The 16,700-nt window shown below is 64.2% G+C and carries 14 protein-coding genes and 1 pseudogene; 8 read left to right on the forward strand and 7 right to left on the reverse strand.

Annotated features, from left to right (window positions below; all coding sequences use genetic code 11):
* Positions 1-70 precede the first annotated feature (70 nt).
* The 4 genes from HNO52_RS05870 (at position 71) to HNO52_RS05885 (ending at position 3,138) form a co-directional block, all read left to right on the forward strand.
* Entirely contained in the window at positions 71-691 is a 621-nt protein-coding gene (locus HNO52_RS05870) for a class I SAM-dependent methyltransferase (RefSeq protein WP_197568253.1), read from the forward strand.
* Between the two features lie 152 nt (positions 692-843).
* Positions 844-1,977, forward strand: coding sequence for an endonuclease/exonuclease/phosphatase family protein (locus HNO52_RS05875; protein ID WP_197568254.1), 1,134 nt, complete (start codon positions 844-846; stop codon positions 1,975-1,977).
* Positions 1,978-2,058: 81 nt separating this feature from the next.
* Entirely contained in the window at positions 2,059-2,451 is a 393-nt protein-coding gene (locus tag HNO52_RS05880) for a dimethylsulfonioproprionate lyase family protein (protein WP_197568255.1), read from the forward strand.
* 171 nt (positions 2,452-2,622) lie between these two features.
* Positions 2,623-3,138 carry a nuclease-related domain-containing protein gene (locus tag HNO52_RS05885; RefSeq protein WP_197568256.1) on the forward strand — a complete coding sequence of 172 codons (516 nt, stop codon included), beginning with the start codon at positions 2,623-2,625 and terminating at the stop codon, positions 3,136-3,138.
* Here the strand turns inward: HNO52_RS05885 and HNO52_RS05890 are convergent.
* A complete protein-coding gene (locus HNO52_RS05890) occupies positions 3,128-4,120 on the reverse strand; it encodes an IS30 family transposase (RefSeq protein WP_197568257.1) in 993 nt (330 codons plus the stop codon). The genes HNO52_RS05885 and HNO52_RS05890 overlap by 11 nt on opposite strands.
* Before the next feature lie 320 nt (positions 4,121-4,440).
* On the opposite strand from HNO52_RS05890, the gene HNO52_RS05895 reads away from it, so the two are divergent.
* The gene (locus HNO52_RS05895; protein ID WP_197568258.1) at positions 4,441-5,256 is read left to right on the forward strand and encodes a DUF2971 domain-containing protein; all 816 of its coding nucleotides are present in this window, start codon (positions 4,441-4,443) and stop codon (positions 5,254-5,256) included.
* A 56-nt stretch (positions 5,257-5,312) separates the two neighbouring features.
* Here the strand turns inward: HNO52_RS05895 and HNO52_RS05900 are convergent.
* A pseudogene (locus tag HNO52_RS05900) lies at positions 5,313-5,462 on the reverse strand (IS481 family transposase); the annotation flags it as partial.
* Between the two features lie 170 nt (positions 5,463-5,632).
* Here HNO52_RS05900 and HNO52_RS05905 point away from each other — a divergent pair.
* Entirely contained in the window at positions 5,633-6,118 is a 486-nt protein-coding gene (locus tag HNO52_RS05905) for a VOC family protein (protein WP_197568259.1), read from the forward strand.
* Between the two features lie 87 nt (positions 6,119-6,205).
* On the opposite strand, the gene nirD is transcribed toward HNO52_RS05905, so the two are convergent.
* The 5 genes from nirD to HNO52_RS05930 all read right to left on the reverse strand — a co-directional run bounded on the left by nirD (position 6,206) and on the right by HNO52_RS05930 (position 12,508).
* Positions 6,206-6,580, reverse strand: a complete 375-nt coding sequence (gene nirD, locus HNO52_RS05910) for a nitrite reductase small subunit NirD (RefSeq protein WP_197568260.1) — start codon at positions 6,578-6,580, stop codon at positions 6,206-6,208.
* A gap of 146 nt (positions 6,581-6,726) precedes the next feature.
* Complete coding sequence (gene nirB / locus HNO52_RS05915; protein WP_197568261.1) at positions 6,727-9,264, reverse strand: nitrite reductase large subunit NirB; 2,538 nt, start codon at positions 9,262-9,264, stop codon at positions 6,727-6,729.
* Positions 9,261-10,568 (reverse strand): NAD(P)/FAD-dependent oxidoreductase, encoded by a 1,308-nt coding sequence (locus HNO52_RS05920; protein WP_197568262.1) that lies wholly within the window; start codon positions 10,566-10,568, stop codon positions 9,261-9,263. Before HNO52_RS05920 ends, nirB begins: the two co-directional genes overlap by 4 nt.
* A gap of 174 nt (positions 10,569-10,742) precedes the next feature.
* Positions 10,743-11,888, reverse strand: a complete 1,146-nt coding sequence (locus HNO52_RS05925) for a CmpA/NrtA family ABC transporter substrate-binding protein (RefSeq protein WP_232090600.1) — start codon at positions 11,886-11,888, stop codon at positions 10,743-10,745.
* Complete coding sequence (locus HNO52_RS05930) at positions 11,885-12,508, reverse strand: ANTAR domain-containing response regulator (RefSeq protein ID WP_197568263.1); 624 nt, start codon at positions 12,506-12,508, stop codon at positions 11,885-11,887. The genes HNO52_RS05925 and HNO52_RS05930 overlap by 4 nt, the downstream gene beginning before the upstream one ends.
* A gap of 436 nt (positions 12,509-12,944) precedes the next feature.
* Here HNO52_RS05930 and HNO52_RS05935 point away from each other — a divergent pair, with 436 nt between their 5' ends.
* A complete protein-coding gene (locus tag HNO52_RS05935; RefSeq protein WP_197568264.1) occupies positions 12,945-15,728 on the forward strand; it encodes a nitrate reductase in 2,784 nt (927 codons plus the stop codon).
* Positions 15,688-16,611 carry a uroporphyrinogen-III C-methyltransferase gene (gene cobA, locus HNO52_RS05940; RefSeq protein ID WP_197568265.1) on the forward strand — a complete coding sequence of 308 codons (924 nt, stop codon included), beginning with the start codon at positions 15,688-15,690 and terminating at the stop codon, positions 16,609-16,611. The genes HNO52_RS05935 and cobA overlap by 41 nt, the downstream gene beginning before the upstream one ends.
* Positions 16,612-16,700 lie beyond the last annotated feature (89 nt).

Here is a 16,700-nt window from a genome sequence, read left to right on the forward strand (position 1 = left end):
TGCATCCTCAGCCACGAAAGAAGCTTCTTTCGCACGGCTTTTTAGAATGAGCCGAACATGGGCCTGGAAAATGAGAAACGCCAGAGCGTTCTGGAACAAAAGTGCTGCCCGCTACGCCAAGCTTCCCATTCGCAACGCGAGCGCGTACGAGAAGAAGCTGGCCATCACCCAGGAGTACCTGCGCCCGGATAGTCGCGTGCTGGAGTTCGGCTGCGGTACGGGGAGTACGGCGATACTCCATGCGCCCCATGTCAGGGAGATCGTGGCACTCGATATCTCCGACAAGATGCTGGAGATTGCCGAGCAGAAGGCACGGGATACCGGTGTCGCGAACATCACCTTCCGTCAAGGCACCTTGGATGATGCGGAGCTGGCGGAGGCGAGTTTCGATGCCATCCTGGGGCTCAATATCCTCCATCTGCTCGAAGATCTGGACGCAGCGCTGGCCAGGGTGCATGGCTTGCTCAAACCCGGAGGGGTGTTTGTTTCCAGCACCGTTCTGGTCGGCGATATCAACTTTCTGTTCCGCCTGATGATTCCCCCCATGCAGATGCTGGGGTTCGCTCCCTATGTGAATCGCTTCGGCAAGCAGTCGCTGGTCGATAAGCTGATCGATGCGGGGTTCTCCATCGAGCGGGAGTGGCAACCCGGAAAGGCGACGGTATTCATCATCGCCAGGAAGAGCGAGTAGACGAATCAGCAGGCTGACCGGAGCGTTGAACTCCTGGAAGCGCCAACTGGCCAATTGCCGGCGCTTCCCTTGTGTGCCGTGTCGAGCGGATGAACAAGGCGGTAGCGTGAACGACTACAGTGAAGGAATACAGTCGACGCACGCGAGGTGACATGGCGGCAACACTCCTTCTCTGGACAACTCGATTCCTGACACTGCTGCTTATGGTGGTAAGCGTGCTGCCGCTGATACCCAGCGGGGAGTGGTGGATTCGGCTGTGGGAGTTTCCTCGTCTGCAGTTGGCCGTGGCGCTGGTGTTGCCCCTGGGGCTGCTGGCAATCCATGCGTGGCGGTATCGGCCACGAGCGGAGCATGGGGTGTTGCTGGTGGCCCTCCTCGGCACGGGGGCATGGCAGCTGTCGCACATCTTGCCGTTCACTTCGCTCTGGCCGGAAGAGGTGCCCGCCGCCGAGGAGGAGCCCGACAATGCCAGGTCGACGTTCAAGATGCTCACCGCGAATGTCACCTACAACAACGACCGCTACGACGAGCTGCTCGACAGGGTCCGGCGCGAGGATCCTGATATCTTGCTGCTGATCGAGGTCAATCGCGCCTGGGCCGAGGCGCTGGTGCCGCTGGACGAACACTACCCGCATCGCGTCGGGGAGGTGCGCGGCGAGGGGCTGGGCATCGTGCTCTGGTCACGCTTCCCGCTGCTCGAGCAGGAGGTCAAGCACCTGGTAACCGATCGCCGGCCATCGGTCTTCGCTACCCTGGAGCTGCCGGAAGTGGGACCGGTACGCTACGTCGGCATCCATCCCGTTCCACCGGGGCTGCGCGACAGAATCGCCCGCAATAACAAAATGAGCGAGCGTCGCGACAGCCGGATCCGTGATGCGGAGCTGATGCTCGTCGCCCGCCATGTCGAAGAAGACCCCGACAATCGCTGGATCGTCACCGGCGACTTCAACGACGTCGGGTGGTCCGACACTACCCGGCTGTTCTCCAGCCTGAGTGGGCTGAAGGACCCTCGCCGCGGCCGCGCGCTACTGAACACTTTCCCTGTAGAAAAGCCGTTGTTGCGCTATCCCATCGACCACCTGTTCGTCTCCGACGGCTTCCACCTGGTCGATATGGGCCGGGTAAGGCTGCCCGGCTCCGATCACTTCGGCATTACCGCCGAGCTTTCCGTCGCGCAGAAGGACCGAGAGAAGCCGGATGCTTCCGCCGAAGAGCAGCAAGAGGCCAGCGAGATGATCGAAGAAGGTGATGAGGATGCCGACGAGCATGGCGTCAGCTCGGACTAGCAAGCCCCGGCATGGCGGCTTCTTTCCGGCTGGCCTATCTTTTCCTGGCCAAGGAAAGCATCAACCAGGCAGGGAGGAGCCATGCAGCCGTCAAGTGTCGATACCGACGACCTACCGTGGGAAACGTGGGACGACCCTGAATTCGCCGCACGCACCAGGGTGCGATGGAAGCTCATCTTTACTGCCGAACAGACGCCTACGGGCGTGATGAGCATGGGGCTGGCCGAGATCGCCCCTCAGGGCGCCTTGCCTCTCCACCAGCATGATCCTGCCGAGACCTATCATGTACTCAGTGGCGAAGGGAGCATAGAAGTCGAGGGTGTCTCTCATCGCCTGCATGCCGGCCAGTCCGTCTTCATTCCCCCACTGGCCTGGCACGAGACGATCAATACCGGGCCCACCCCGCTGCGCTTCCTGTTCACCTTCCCCACGGATACCTTCAGCGAGGTAGCGTATCGCTTTGCTGAACACTGAAAACCGGCCAAGGTAAGAAAAAGCTTACATGGCGTAAGCATTTGCCTTTACCGACACGACCAAGGTCACATTTCAGGCTAGTTACGTAGATTTACAGATAGGAAGGCGATAGGTTGGGAGCAAAGCGGGCTTAAGCAATCCGTTTGCCGATTCGTCTGTGCGAGATGTGCCTTGGACTACTACTCGATCTTTTATGACGCCGTGCGCCCGCTGTGGTGGCTCCTCCTCGTCGCGCTGGCGCTCGGCATCCTCAAATCCCGCTGGTTCAAGGGCATCTTCGGCGAAGCCTTCGTCAAGCTGATCGCCAAGGTGCGGCTGCCTGCGGAGAAGTACCGAGGCGTTCACAACGTCACGCTTGCCTCGCCCGACGGCACCACCCAGATCGACCACGTGCTGGTTTCCCGCTACGGCATCTTCGTCATCGAAACCAAGCACATTACGGGCTGGATCTTCGGCAGCGAGAATCAGGCGCAGTGGACCCAGAAGCTCTACCGCAAGACCTTCAAGTTCCAGAACCCGCTGCGCCAGAACTACAAGCACGTGAAAGCGCTGGAAGCCCTGCTCGACGTGCCGTTGGAAGCCATTCACTCGGTGGTGGTCTTCCTGAGCCGTATGTTCATCTGTAAAGCAGTCGTGTTTACAACGGGTAGACTTAAATGGCTTGAAAAACCTGAATTCAAGCAATAAGCGCAGCACCTGCGGTATTCAGGGCTCCTGAGTATTCTCCCAGGAACACCTGTGCCGGTGTACGATAGCCGAGACGCTTTCGGGGGCGGTCATTCAGCTTCTTGATCACCTTCCTGAGCTCGGCATCAGTGACCTGTCGGAAGTCCGTTCCCTTGGGGAAGTACTGCCGTATCAGCCCATTGGTATTCTCGTTGCTCCCTCGCTGGCCGGAGCAGTAGGGGTCACAAAAGTAGGTCGCGGCGGTCACCGCCTCGGCCACGGCTTGGTGACCAGCGAACTCCGAGCCATTGTCCAGGGTGATGGTCTGCACCGCTCCTCGGCGAGGTTTCAGCAAGCGGATCATGGCCGCTTGTGTCAGCTCCGCCGATATCCTGGGCAGCCGTGCTGCCAGCAGGTAGCCGCTGCGGCGCTCTACCAGCGTGACCAGTCCCGATTGCTTGTGCCCATGGATCACGGTATCCCCTTCCCAGTGGCCGATGAAATGCCGGTCATTGGCCTCAGCCGGGCGGTACTCGATGCCTACCCGGTTGGGAATCTTGCCCAGCCCTGCGCTCTTGGCCTGGGCTCGGTGCTTGCTGCGCCGTTTGGGCTGACGGAGATACCGCCAGAGATCGCCACCCTGCGCCTTGTCATCCCAGATCACGGAGTAGATCCACTGATGACTGACGCCTACGCCTGCCAAGGGCGCCATGAAGCCGCTGATCTGCTGTGGGCTCCACTCCTCACGCAGCCGGCCGACAACGGCGGCAATCATGCTCGGCAAGCGCTTCGTCCACTTCCAGGCTGTACGGCGCCGGTGATCACTCAGGGCCTGGGCCTGCTCGGGATCGTAGCCACCGGAGGTGGTGTTGCGGCGCAGCTCACGACTGATCGTGCTGCTGTGGAGGCCCAGCTCCCTGCCGATCTGCCGCTGGCTCATACCCAAGTCATAGCGGGCGTGGATCTGGTATCGTTGGGTCTGGGTCAGCTGTCGGTATCCCATGCTCTGCTTCACTTTGGTCGGTAAAGCAGGGAGGGTACCGGCGCTGGCCCTCCTGCCTCCACCGTAGTGTCCAAAGTGCTGCGGTTATTCTATGAATCCAGGAAACAAAGAAATGTTATTATAAGAAACGAGATGCGTTCATATTTCGTCGAGTACGAAACGCTTCAGCACGAAGATTATGTTGCGGCTATTGGTATAAATGCAAAACCAGTAAATTTTTTTGGTGGTGATTTAGCAGCCGAGATCAAGCCCTAATAGGTAAATACAGGCGACGCCTACGGTGCACCTGTTTTAAGCGTTAGCTTCTTTTGAGGGAGTTCATGATTCTATACAAGTACATGTCATTTGGCGCCGCGCGCAAGGTGATTGATACCTTGTCACTAGGATTTTCATGCCTTGAAGACTTGAACGACCCTTTTGAATGCACAGCATTTGGTTTTATAGACAGCGATGTGTCTGCTATAAGTGCGAAAATTGCCACGGATGCTTGTAAAAACCACTTCTCGAGAAAATACGGTGTCTTATCTTTGACTCGTCAGCCTTTAAATGCGCTTATGTGGTCACATTATGGAGATTCTCACCAAGGGGTAGTCCTTGGGTTTGATTGTGATGCGGCCGGATTTTCAGATCCGCAAAGCAATGTAATTCCAAGCCAGTATGGAAAGATGATCTACTCAGCTACGAAGCCGCACAAGGACCGGGCTTTGATTAGCGAGCATGAGCTAATGGACATTGGTGGTAGCCTTCGTTTTGACTCGAATGCCTTCAATCTAATGAAGAGAGCTTTTCTGTATAAGTCTCTCGAGTGGGCATACGAAGAAGAAGTCCGTGTTGTTAAATATATAGGAAATATTCCCTTCGGTTATCACGCAGGTGGCGGGCGCTATAGTGAATGGAATAAGATGACGGTATTAGGTCGGCCTTTATATTGCTTTGATGTGCCAGAAAGCTCGCTTAAAGAAATTTACTTGGGGAGGCATTTATATAGAAATGTTACTAAAAGTGGCTCCATTACCGATGAAGAGTTGAAAGGTGTGCTTCAGTTATGGGGGAGAAAAGATATCAAGATGATGCAATGTGAACCAGATGTTCATTCGTGGAATCTCGTTGCAAAATCATCTATCAACAAAAGCTAACCAGTGTGTACAGTGATGGTATTCACCTGACACATGCCCCCATGGGCTCCCTATAGTTAAGCAGTGTTTTCTGCCGTTTTCCTGGGTTCCTTCTTCGTCTCTTTGGGGAGCCCTTTCTTGAACACGGCATAGGGCGTCGCCCCCTTCATGTTGCGGCCTTGATGCGGCCGTTTCGTGTTGTAGGTGGCCAGATAGTCGTCCAGGTCCTAAATACCGTCACACTTCAACCAGTGGCTGTTGGCGGACGCACCTACGCTGGCGCTCCGTCACACCTCACAAAGTCAGAGCGTTAGACACCACCCCCTGTCGATTTCAGGAAGCTTCATTCGACGTTAGATTGCCACCCACAGCAATCACCCAGAGAAGGGAGCCGATCATGAAGCACATGGCTAGGAACACGATCTGCCTTTGGTACGATGGCGGCGCTGAGGAAGCCGCACGATTTTATGCCGAGATCTTCCCCGATTCATCGCTCGACGCGGTGCACCGGGCCCCTGGGGATTACCCAGCGGGGAAGGAGGGGAGCGTACTGACGGTCGAGTTCACAGTGCTGGGTGTTGCATGCCTCGGGTTGAACGGCGGGCCTATGTTCAAGCACAGCGAAGCGTTCTCGTTTCAGGTTGCCACCGAAGACCAGGAGGAGACGGATCGCTACTGGAATGCCATCGTCGGCAATGGCGGCGAGGAGAGCGAATGCGGGTGGTGCAAGGACAAGTGGGGCATCTCTTGGCAGATTACGCCGATCGCGCTGACGAAAGCGTTCACCAGCCCTGACCGCGCCGCTGCCAAGCGGGCGTTCGATGCCATGATGACGATGAAGAAAATCGACATCGCCAAGATCGAGGCCGCCTTTCGCGGTTGAGATGAGGGCAGGCTTACCCAAAGCCGCCGACGCTAGCCCAGCGTCGGCGGCTTTTTTCTTTCTTTTCTTTGCAATAGGCCCTCAACCTCAGGCTTCGATCCACACCTCATCGCCCTTGAAGCTCACCTTCCAGGTGCGCAGCGCTACGCTGTCGTCTTCCAGGCACAGGCCGTCTTCCAGGCGGAAGTGCTGCTTGTAGATCGGCGAGGCGACGACCAGTTGCCCCTGGAGGTCGCCGACGATGCCGCGGGCGATGACGTTGGCGTTGGAGAAGGGGTCGTGGTGATCCAGGGCGTAGAGTTCCTTCGCCTGGCCGGGCAGGTAGAAGATTGCCACTTGGGCGGGGCCTTCCGGGGTTTCCACCCAGGCGGCGACGCCGGAGTAGGGCACCAGGTCGGCGCGGGCACAGACGGTTTGCCAGGTCTGGGTCATGGTCTTGGCTGCTGCGTTGGCGATTGTCATAAGATGATTCCTAGCAAGGGTATCGGGAAATCGGCGAGCGGGATGAAGCGCTAGGCGCGCGGCGGACCGAAGGCGAGACATAACGTGGGTTAGGTGAGCCTTCGGGGTGCCGCGCAACAACGCGATTCGCACGCATAGCCATTTCCTTAAGCCGGCCGCAGCTGGCCGCGCTCGGTGGTGTAAATAATGTCCGGGTCCGGGCGCGCGTCGTTGACGAAGCTGCGGAAGCGCTTGAGCTTCTCCGGGTCGCTGATGGCGTTGGCCCATTCGCACTCGTAGGTGTCGATCACGGCCTGCATCTGCCGGTCGAGTTCTTCGCCGATGCCGAGGCTGTCTTCGAGGATCACCTGCTTGAGGTAATCCAGCCCGCCTCCCAGGTTCTCGCGCCACACCGAGGTGCGCTGCAGGCGGTTGGCGGTTCGGATGTAAAACATCAGGAAACGGTCGATGATGCGGTAGAGCTGTTCGTCGTCGAGGTCGGTGGCGAACAGTTCGGCGTGGCGCGGGCGCATGCCGCCGTTGCCGCACACGTACAGGTTCCAGCCGTTCTCGGTGGCGATCACGCCGATGTCCTTGCTCTGGGCTTCGGCGCATTCGCGGGTGCAGCCGGAAACGCCGAACTTGATCTTGTGCGGCGCGCGCAGGCCCTTGTAGCGGTGCTCCAACTGGATCGCCATGCCCACGCTGTCCTGCACGCCGTAGCGGCACCAGGTGCTGCCCACGCAGGACTTCACGGTACGCAGCGATTTGCCGTAGGCGTGGCCGGTCTCGAAACCGGCTTCGATCAGCTCGCCCCAGATCGCCGGCAGGTCCTCCAGGCGGGCGCCGAACAGGTCGATGCGCTGGCCGCCGGTCACCTTGGTGTAGAGCGCGTACTTCTGCGCCACCTGGCCCAGCACCACCAGCTTGTCGGGGGTGATCTCGCCGCCCGGCACGCGGGGAACGACGGAGTAGGTGCCGTTCTTCTGCATGTTGGCCATGAAGGCGTCGTTGGTGTCCTGCAGCGGGATGTGGGCCGCATCGGTGATCGGCTCGTTGAAGCAGGAAGCGAGTATCGAGGCCACCGCCGGCTTGCAGATGTCACAGCCGAGCCCCGGGGCTGATGAAGAGCCAAGGCCGTGACCCACCTTGGAGCCATGCTTCTCCATCAGCTCGCTGAAGGTCTTGATGCCTTCCACTCGTACGATGTCGTAGAGCTCCTGGCGGGTGTAGTGGAAGTGCTCGCAGATCGACTTGTCCACTTCCACGCCGCGGCTCTCGAGCTCAAAGTCCACCAGGTTCTTGAGCAGGGCGGCGCAGCCGCCGCAGCCGGTGCTGGCCTTGGTCGCGCCCTTAACCGCGCCGAGGTCCACGGCGCCGGCGTCGATCGAGGCGCACACGTCGCCCTTGGTGACGTTGTGGCACGAGCAGATGGTGGCGGTTTCCGGCAGGGCGTCCGGCCCCAGCGCGGGGGCGGCTTCACCACCGGCGGGCAGGATCAGTGCGGCCGGGTCCTCAGGCAGGTCGATGCGGTTGGCATAGTACTGGTGCAGCGTGTCGTAGTAGCTGTTGTCGCCCACCAGCATGGCGCCCACCACGCGCTTGCCGTCGCTGGAGACCACCAGCTTGCGGTACTGCTGCTTGATGGGGTCGAGAAAGCGGTACTGTCGCACGCCGGGGGTGCGGTCGCCGTGGGCATCGCCGATGGAGCCCACGTCGACGCCCATCAGCTTGAGCTTGGTGCTCATGTCGGCGCCGGCAAAGGTGGTGCCACCTTCCAGCAGGGTGGAGGCGGCGGCCTTGGCCATCTGGTAGCCGGGGGCGACCAGGCCGAAGATGCTGTTGTTCCACAGCGCCACTTCGCCGACGGCGAGAATCGCGGGGTCGCTGGTCAGGCAGTTGTCGTCGATCACCACGCCGCCGCGCTCGCCCATCTCCAGGCCGCAGTCGCGGGCCAGTTCGTCGCGGGGGCGAATGCCGGCGGAGAACACGATGAGATCGGTCTCCAGCACCTTGTCGTCCTGGAACACCATGCGGTGGCGGCTGGCCTCGCCGTCGACGATCTCCTGGGTGGCGCGGCCGGTGAGCACCTGCACGCCCAGCGCCTCGATCTTCTCGCGCAGCAGCTCGCCGCCTTCGCTGTCGACCTGCATCGGCATCAGGCGCGGGGCGAACTCCACCACGGCGGTGTCGAGGTTGAGCCCACGAAGGGCGTTGGCGGCTTCCAGGCCGAGCAGGCCGCCGCCCACCACCACGCCGGTGGTGGCGGTTTCGGCTGCGGCTCGGATGGCGTCGAGGTCCTCCAGGGTGCGGTAGACCAGGCAGCCTTCGCGCTCGTTGCCGGGAATCGGCGGCACGAAGGGGTAGGAGCCGGTGGCCAGCACCAGGCGGTCGTAGGCGTAGCGGCCCTGTGGCGTCACCACTTCGCCCTTGTCGCGGTCGATCTCGGTGACCGCCTCGTGCAGGCGCAGTTCGATGCCGTGCTCGGCGTAGTAGTCGGCGGTGGAGAGCGCCAACGAGGCGGCGTCGCGGCCGCTGAAGTACTCGGAGAGGTGCACGCGGTCGTAGGCCAGGTGGCGCTCCTCGCCGAACACGGTAACGGCGTAGCGCTGCGTGGCGCCCTGTTCGACCAGTTGCTCGACCAGGTGGTGGCCGACCATGCCGTTGCCGATAACGATCAGTTGCGGTTTAGCGGGCGTGTTCATGCGGCCTCCTTCGCGGGGCGTTGCGGTGATTCATTGAGGGCGTCGTCGAGCAGGAGTTGGGCGTCGGCGGCGCCGAGCAGCAGGGCCGAGCGGCAGGCGGTCAGGTCGCGGCCCGCCAGGGCCTGCTCGAAGTACCAGGGGCCGGAGGCGGTGTCGCCGTAGAGCACGGCGCCTTCCAGGCGGCCGTCGCGCAGCAGAAGGCGGCGGTAGTCGCCCTGCTGGGGGTCGCGGTAGCTGAGCACTTCATGGCCGCCGGGTTCGGGATCGGTGGGGCCGAAGGCGTAGAGCGAAACGCCGCTGACCTTGAGCTTGGTGGCGGTCGGCTGCTCGACGTAGCCCTGTGCGCCTTCGGTATCGGAGCGACAGAGCCGCTCGGCCAGTACGTCGACCTGGCGCCAGATCGGCTCGACCAGGCCGTAGGTCTGGCCTTCGAACTCGCAGCATTCCCCCAGGGCATGAATTGCCGGGTCGGAAGTGGTCAGCCATTCGTCGACGACCACACCGCGGTTGACCTCGAGCCCGGCGCTGCGGGCAAGCGCCGTGTGGGGCACGATGCCGATGGCCACGACGACGCAGTCGGCGGCGAGCCGGGTGCCGTCGCCCAGAAGTGCGGCGCACACCTGGCCGTAGGCGCCGGCTTCCAGCCGTTCGAGCTGGGCATCGGTGTGGATGTCGAGGCCGCGGCCACGCAGCTCTTTCTCGAGCAGGCGTGCGGCGGTGAGGTCGAGCTGTCGGTTCATCAGGCGGTCGTCGCGCTGCAGCAGGCTTACCCGCATGCCGCGCTTACGCAGGCCCTCCGCCGCTTCCAGGCCGAGCAGGCCGCCGCCGATCACCACGGCATTGCGGCCGGTTTCGGCCGCATTCGCCAAGGCGTCGGCGTCGTTCAGGTCGCGAAAGACGTGAACGCCCGGCAGCTCCAGCCCCGGCACCGGCGGGCGGGCCGGATGGGAGCCGGTGGCCAGCACCAGGTGGTCGTAGTCGAGTTCGCGGCCGGCATCGGTGGTCAGGCGCCGTGCGCTGCGCTCGATCGTCTCCACGCGCTCGCCCAGCACCAGCTCGATGCCCTGTTCGGCGTACCACTCGGCATCGCGCAGGGTCAGGGCGTCGCGCTCCATCTCGCCGGCGAGTAGCGGCGAGAGCAGGATGCGGTTGTAGGCCGGCGTCGTTTCGGCACCGATCACGGTGATGCGGGCGGGCCGCTCCGGCCGGGCGAGGAGCGCTTCGACCAGGCGATGGCCGGCCATGCCGTTGCCGACGATGACCAGGTGTTCGCTGGGTGCCGTTGCGGGATGTGGCTGACGCATGGCTGACAGCTCCTCTCGATGCTTGAGTGACTGGATGAAAACCAAGTGACCGGGTCAAAACGCAACGACGCCTCGGCGCGGCCCCTATCGATCTGGAATCGAATCGGGAAGCGCAGAGACGTCGTTGTCGAATATGTGTCGGCGACCGCCATTGATCGCCTCACTCAGTACAGTTCAAGAACCCGGCCAGAATGCCAGAACGCCGCTAATTTCATTTAAAGAACATGAGGTTGGGCTTCGTAAATGCGACCGGCTGGAGCCCGGCTCCCGCCGGCCGTGCACATCAGTGGTGCGTCGCGGCATCGAAATGCACAGGGCTGTAGCAAGCCGCCAGCAGCGCCGGGTCGAAGCGTCCACCCGCTTCTTCCAGTTGCCTGACGATGGGCGCGGCGAAGTGCAGCGCGGCCTGCGGCGTGGGGCGCAGCACGTCCGGGCCGCAGAGCTGCTGGTGGGCGCTTCGTCGTGGGCGAGGGTCTGTAGGTGGCGCACCGAGCGGTCGAGATAGGGCGGCAGGGCCAGCCATTCGAGCGCCTGGTGGCGGTGTTCGGGTGAGGCGTAAAGCCACTCGCCGGCATCGCGTAGTGCGCGTAGCAGGGCGGCCAGCGTGGCCGGGTAGCGCTGCGCCCAGGAGCGCGTCACGCCGAGTACCTTTTCCGGGTGGTTGGGCCATAGCTGGGCGCCGGTGGTCACCAGCCGGCCCACCTCGCAATGGCGGGCCAGGGTGCCCCAGGGCTCGCCGGCACAGAAACCGTCGATCTGCCCGTCGCGCAGGGCTTCGACCATGCGCGGCGGCGGCAGGGCGACCAACTCCACGTCGCGGTCGGGGGCGATGTCGCCCAGGGTGAGCCATTCGCGCAGCTGATAGTGCTGGCAGGAGTAGGGGTAGACCATGGCCAGGCGCGGGCGCTTGCCGCTGCCCTTGCCGCGTAGCCAGTTGCCCAGCGCCAGGGCGCTGTCGGCCGGGTCGCTGCCGAGCGTGGCGCCGCTGGCCTGGCACAGGGCGTCGGACAGCGTCACGGTATTGCCGTTGCGGCTGAGCAACAGCGGGGCCAGCGTTTCGCAGGGGGCGCGCCCCAGCCCCAGGCTCATGGCCAGCGGCATGGGGGCGAGCATCTGGGCGCCGTCGAGCAGGCCGGCGGCGACCTTGTCGCGCAGGGTGGTCCAGGCGTTCTCCCGCGACAGGCTGACATCCAGCCCCTGGGCGGTGAAGCAGCCCCGTTCGCGGGCGACGATCAGCAGGGCGGCGTCGAGCAGTGGAACGAAACCGAGGGAGATGCGCTCGAGTTCCGGCGAGTTGGCGTGGTGTTGCGGGTGGCTCATGAGCGGGATCCCCGTGGTTCGGAGGCGGGCACGGTCGGGTTCAGGCGGGCGAGAATGTCGATGACGCTGTCGGCGACCTCGGCGATGCGCTGGCCGCGGTCCATTGCCAGCTTGCGCAGCATGCGGTAGGCCTGCTCCTCGTCGCAGTTCTGGTGCTTCATCAGCAGGCCCTTGGCGCGTTCGATGCGCTTGCGTTCGGTCAGCTGGTTGCGTGCCTTGTCCAGTTCCTGGCGCATGCTCTGGAAGGCGTCGAAGCGGGCGATGGCCACCTCGACGATGGATTCGACCCGCTCGGGCACCAGGCCGTCGACCACATAGGCGCTGACGCCGGACTTGAGCGCGGCCTGCAGCATGTCGGAGTCGTGCTGGTCGGCGAAGAACACCACCGGGCGCGGGTTCTCGCGGTTGAGCAGCGCCATGCTTTCCAGCGTGTCGCGGTCGGGGCTCTCCATGTCGATGATCACCACGTCGGGCTGGTGGCGTTCGACCATCTGGTTGAGGCTGGCCGGGCTCGCGAGCCGGCAGATGACCCGGTGCCCTTCGGCCATCAATGCCTCCTCGACCATGGCGGCGCGTACCACCTCGTCGTCGACCAGCAGGATGTTCAGGGGTGATGGCATAGTGGCGTCGCTCGTGTCTGGCTAAGGCTCCGTCCCTTGTCAAGCAAGAACCATTCCAAATGTGAGTTCCCGCGCTCCTGGCGCAGCCTGGCGAAGGGTGGCTTATGGGGCGGTTGCTGCGTCGCAGCGTTCCGGTTGGCATTCTGGCACCAGACTGGTGCATTGCGGGCGTCGGCCCTGCCGGTTCATGGTGCGCTGACGCATGGGCAAGCCGACGAGTATGCGGCAGCGGAAGAGACATCTGCCTGAAACGGTCGAGTTATACGCCACATGGCACACATCCTGCTTGATTGCTTGGTAGAAAGAAATCAGGTGAATTCAATGGGAGCGCAACGTTCAGCGCCCCAAGCGGCAACGACGCCCGCCAACCGCCACCCCTTGGGGACGGCCGTTGGCGGGCGTCGTCGTTACGCGAACGACGAGACAGGAGATGGACATGCGCGAGGCCCGAACCACTTGCCCCTACTGTGGCGTCGGCTGTGGCGTGCTGGCCTGCGTCGAGGACGGCGAGATCGTCGACGTGCAGGGCGACCCGGAGCACCCGGCCAACTTCGGCCGGCTGTGTGTGAAGGGCTCGGCCCTGCACGAGACGCTGGGCAACCACGGCCGCCTGACCCGGCCGCGGGTCGACGGCGTCGAGGTGGACTGGGAGACGGCGCTGACAACGATAGCCGAGCGGCTCACGGCGGTGCAGGCCACCCACGGCTCCCAGGCGGTGGCCGCCTACCTCTCCGGGCAGCTGCTGACCGAGGATTACTACGTCGCCAACAAGCTGTTCAAGGGCTTTCTCGGTACGCCGCACCTGGATACCAACTCACGGCTGTGCATGGCCTCGGCGGTGGCCGCCCACAAGCGCGCCTTCGGCGCCGATGCCGTGCCGTGCAGCTACGAGGATCTCGAAGAGGCAGAGCTGGTGGTGTTGGTGGGCTCCAACCTGGCCTGGAACCACCCGGTGCTCTACCAGCGCCTGAAGGTGGCCAAGCAGCGCAACCCGCTGCTGCGGGTGGTGGTGATCGACCCACGGGTCACCGACACCTGCGAGATCGCCGATCTCTACCTGGGGCTCAAGCCGGGTAGCGATGCGCGCCTGTTCACCGGGCTGCTGGCGTGGATGGCCAAGCGCAACAAGCTCGACTGGGTCTACCTGGAAGCCCATGTTCAGGGCTTCGACGAGGCACTGGCCGCGGCGCGCGAGCAGGATGCCGGCGTCGAGGCTATCGCCGCCGACTGTGACGTCGATGCCGAGCGCCTGGAAACTTTCTTCTACTGGTTCGCCAGCCACCTGCACGTGGTCACGCTGTTCTCCCAGGGTATCAACCAGTCGTCCAGCGGCACCGACAAGGGCAACGCCATCATCAATTGCCACCTGGCGGGCGGCAAGATCGGCCTGCCCGGGGCGGGGCCGTTCTCGATCACCGGCCAGCCCAACGCCATGGGCGGGCGCGAGGTGGGCGGGCTGGCCAACCAGCTCGCCGCCCACATGGACTACGACACCCCCGGTGCGCGGGATCGCGTCACGCGTTTCTGGGCCACCGAGCGGCGGGTGCCGTGCCTGCCCGATGGCCCCGGCCACAAGGCGGTGGCGCTGTTCGAGGCGATCGAGCGCGGCGAGGTGCAGGCACTGTGGATCATGGCCACCAATCCCGCCGTGAGCCTGCCGCGTGCCGACCGGGTGCGCGCGGCACTCGAGAAGTGCCCGCAGGTGATCGTCTCCGAGTGCATGGCCGACGCCGACCTGCTGGCCTATGCCGACATCGTGCTGCCGGCGTCGAGCTGGTCGGAGAAGGACGGCACCGTGACCAACTCCGAGCGGCGCATCTCGCGCCAGCGCGGCATCCTGCCGCCACCGGGGGAGGCGCGCCACGACTGGTGGATCGTCTGCGAGGTGGCCAAGCGGCTGGGCTTCGGCGAAGCCTTCGACTACAGCCACCCAAGCGAGATCTTCGACGAGCACGCCCGGCTCTCGGGCTTCGAGAACGGTGAGCGCCCGGGTGAGAGCCGCCGGCTGTTCGATATCTCCGGCCTGGTCGGGCTCGACCGGGCCGCCTACGACGCCCTGACGCCGATCCAGTGGCCGGTCAATGCCGGCGCCCCTCACGGCACCGCCCGGCTGTTCACCGATGGCCGCTTCGCCACGCCAGATGGCCGCGCGCGGATGCTGCCGGTGAGCCCGCGGCCGCCGGCACAGGCGCTGGACGCCACGCGCCCGCTGCGGCTCAACACCGGGCGTATTCGCGACCAGTGGCACACCATGTCCCGTACCGGGCGTGCGCCGCGCTTGATGAACCACCGTGCCGAACCGTTCATCGAGATCGCCCCTGAAGACGCCTGCGAGCTGGGGGTGGAAGAGCATACGCTGGCCCAACTGCACGGCGCGGGCGGCAGCTACATCGGCCGCGTGCGGGTGTCGCGCGGGCAGCGCCGCGGTGAGGTGTTCGTGCCGATGCATTGGAGCCGCCACTTCAGCGGGGCGGCACTCATGGGCGAGCTGCTCGAGGCACACCTCGACCCGATTTCCGGCCAGCCGGAGTCCAAGCATGGCGCTGTTGCGTTGGAGCCGCTGCCACTGGGCTGGGAGGCCACGCTACTGGTAGCCGACGACCTGGGCGTGGCGGAAACGGCCTGGTGCGACGAGAGCCGCTACTGGGCACGCATTCCGCTGGGCGACTGCCAGCGCTGGCAACTGGCCGGCGGTGAGCCGAGCGCCTGCGGCGGGGTGGAAGGCGCCTGCGGCGGGGTTGAGAAGGCCGAACGCGACTGGCTGTCCTGGCTGGAAGCCGAGCTGCCGGCACCCACGCTGTGGTGCACCGACCCCGCCAGCGGCCGCCTGCGCGCCGCCGGGGTCGATGAGGCGGGCCGCCTGCGCTGGTGGTTCATGTCGGGTGCGCCCAGGGAGCTGCCCAACCTGAGCTGGCTGGCCGCGCGCTTCGCTGAGGCCGCCAACGGGGAAGGGCTGGCGCCGCCGCACCGCCGACGCCTGCTGGCGGGCTGCGACGACGGCGCCGCCAACCAGGGTCCCGTGGTCTGCAGCTGCCATCAGGTAGGTCAACGCGCTATCCTAGGGGCCATACGTGAAGGCGATGACAGCGTCGAGGCGCTGGGCGCCAGGCTGGCCTGTGGTACCCAGTGCGGAAGCTGCATTCCCGAGCTGAAATCGCTTATCGAAGAGGAGAAGGCCCATGCGAGCGCTGAGCCACTTGAAGACAATGCTATCGCCTGAGCTGCTGCAGGCCGCCTTCTCGCGGCTGCACGGCCTGGGGCATATCGTGCGCTCGCCGTTCGGGCGATCCACCCGCGTTGCCGCACCGACCGTGACCCTGGACGGCGATTGCCATGCCGGCCGGGTCTACCTGGTGGGGGCGGGCAGCGGCGACGTCGAGCTGCTCACGCTCAAGGCCGCTCGCCTGCTGCAACAGGCCGACGCGGTGGTCTACGACCGCCTGGTGGGCGACGACGTGCTGGCGCTGATTCCCGCGGGCCACGAGCGCTACTACGTGGGTAAGGAGCGGGGCCACCATAGCGTGCCCCAGGCCGAGATCGGTGCGCTGCTGGTGAAGCTGGCAGGGCAGGGCAAGTCGGTGGTGCGGCTCAAGGGCGGCGACCCCGGCGTGTTCGGGCGCATGGGCGAGGAGCTCGCCGCGCTGGCCGAGGCCGACGTGGCAGCAGAAATCGTGCCGGGCATCACCGCCGCCTCGGCGGCCGCGGCCGGCATGGGCATTCCGCTGACCGACCGCGCCCACGCCCAGCAGCTGCGCTTCATTACCGCCCAGCTGTGCCGCAAGGACGGTGAGCCCGACTGGGCCACCCTGGCGCGCCAGGACGAGACGCTGATCTTCTACATGGGCCTGACCAAGGTCGACGCCATCTGTGGCGGGCTGCGCCGTGCCGGGCTTCCCGACGACTGGCCGATCATGCTGGTGGCCAACGCCAGCCTGCCCGAACAGGCCTCGCTGGTCGGCACCCTGGCCGACATGCCGGAGACGCTCGCCGCCACGCCGCTGCCGTCGCCGTGCCTGATCGTGGTCGGCAGCGTGGTGCGCATGGTCGAAACCAGCCAGGCCGCTGCTCCGTCGGCCCAGGTCGAGGCGTCTCCCTCCCGCTGAATCGCCCGCACCCAAGCTCCCGTGCTGTTTGAACTGGAAAGGCGTGGCGGCACTGCTCTCTCTTCTGCTGCTAGTGCTGCTGCTCGAGT

Origin of the sequence: Halomonas sp. MCCC 1A13316, assembly GCF_014931605.1 — a bacterium.
Taxonomy (GTDB): domain Bacteria; phylum Pseudomonadota; class Gammaproteobacteria; order Pseudomonadales; family Halomonadaceae; genus Halomonas.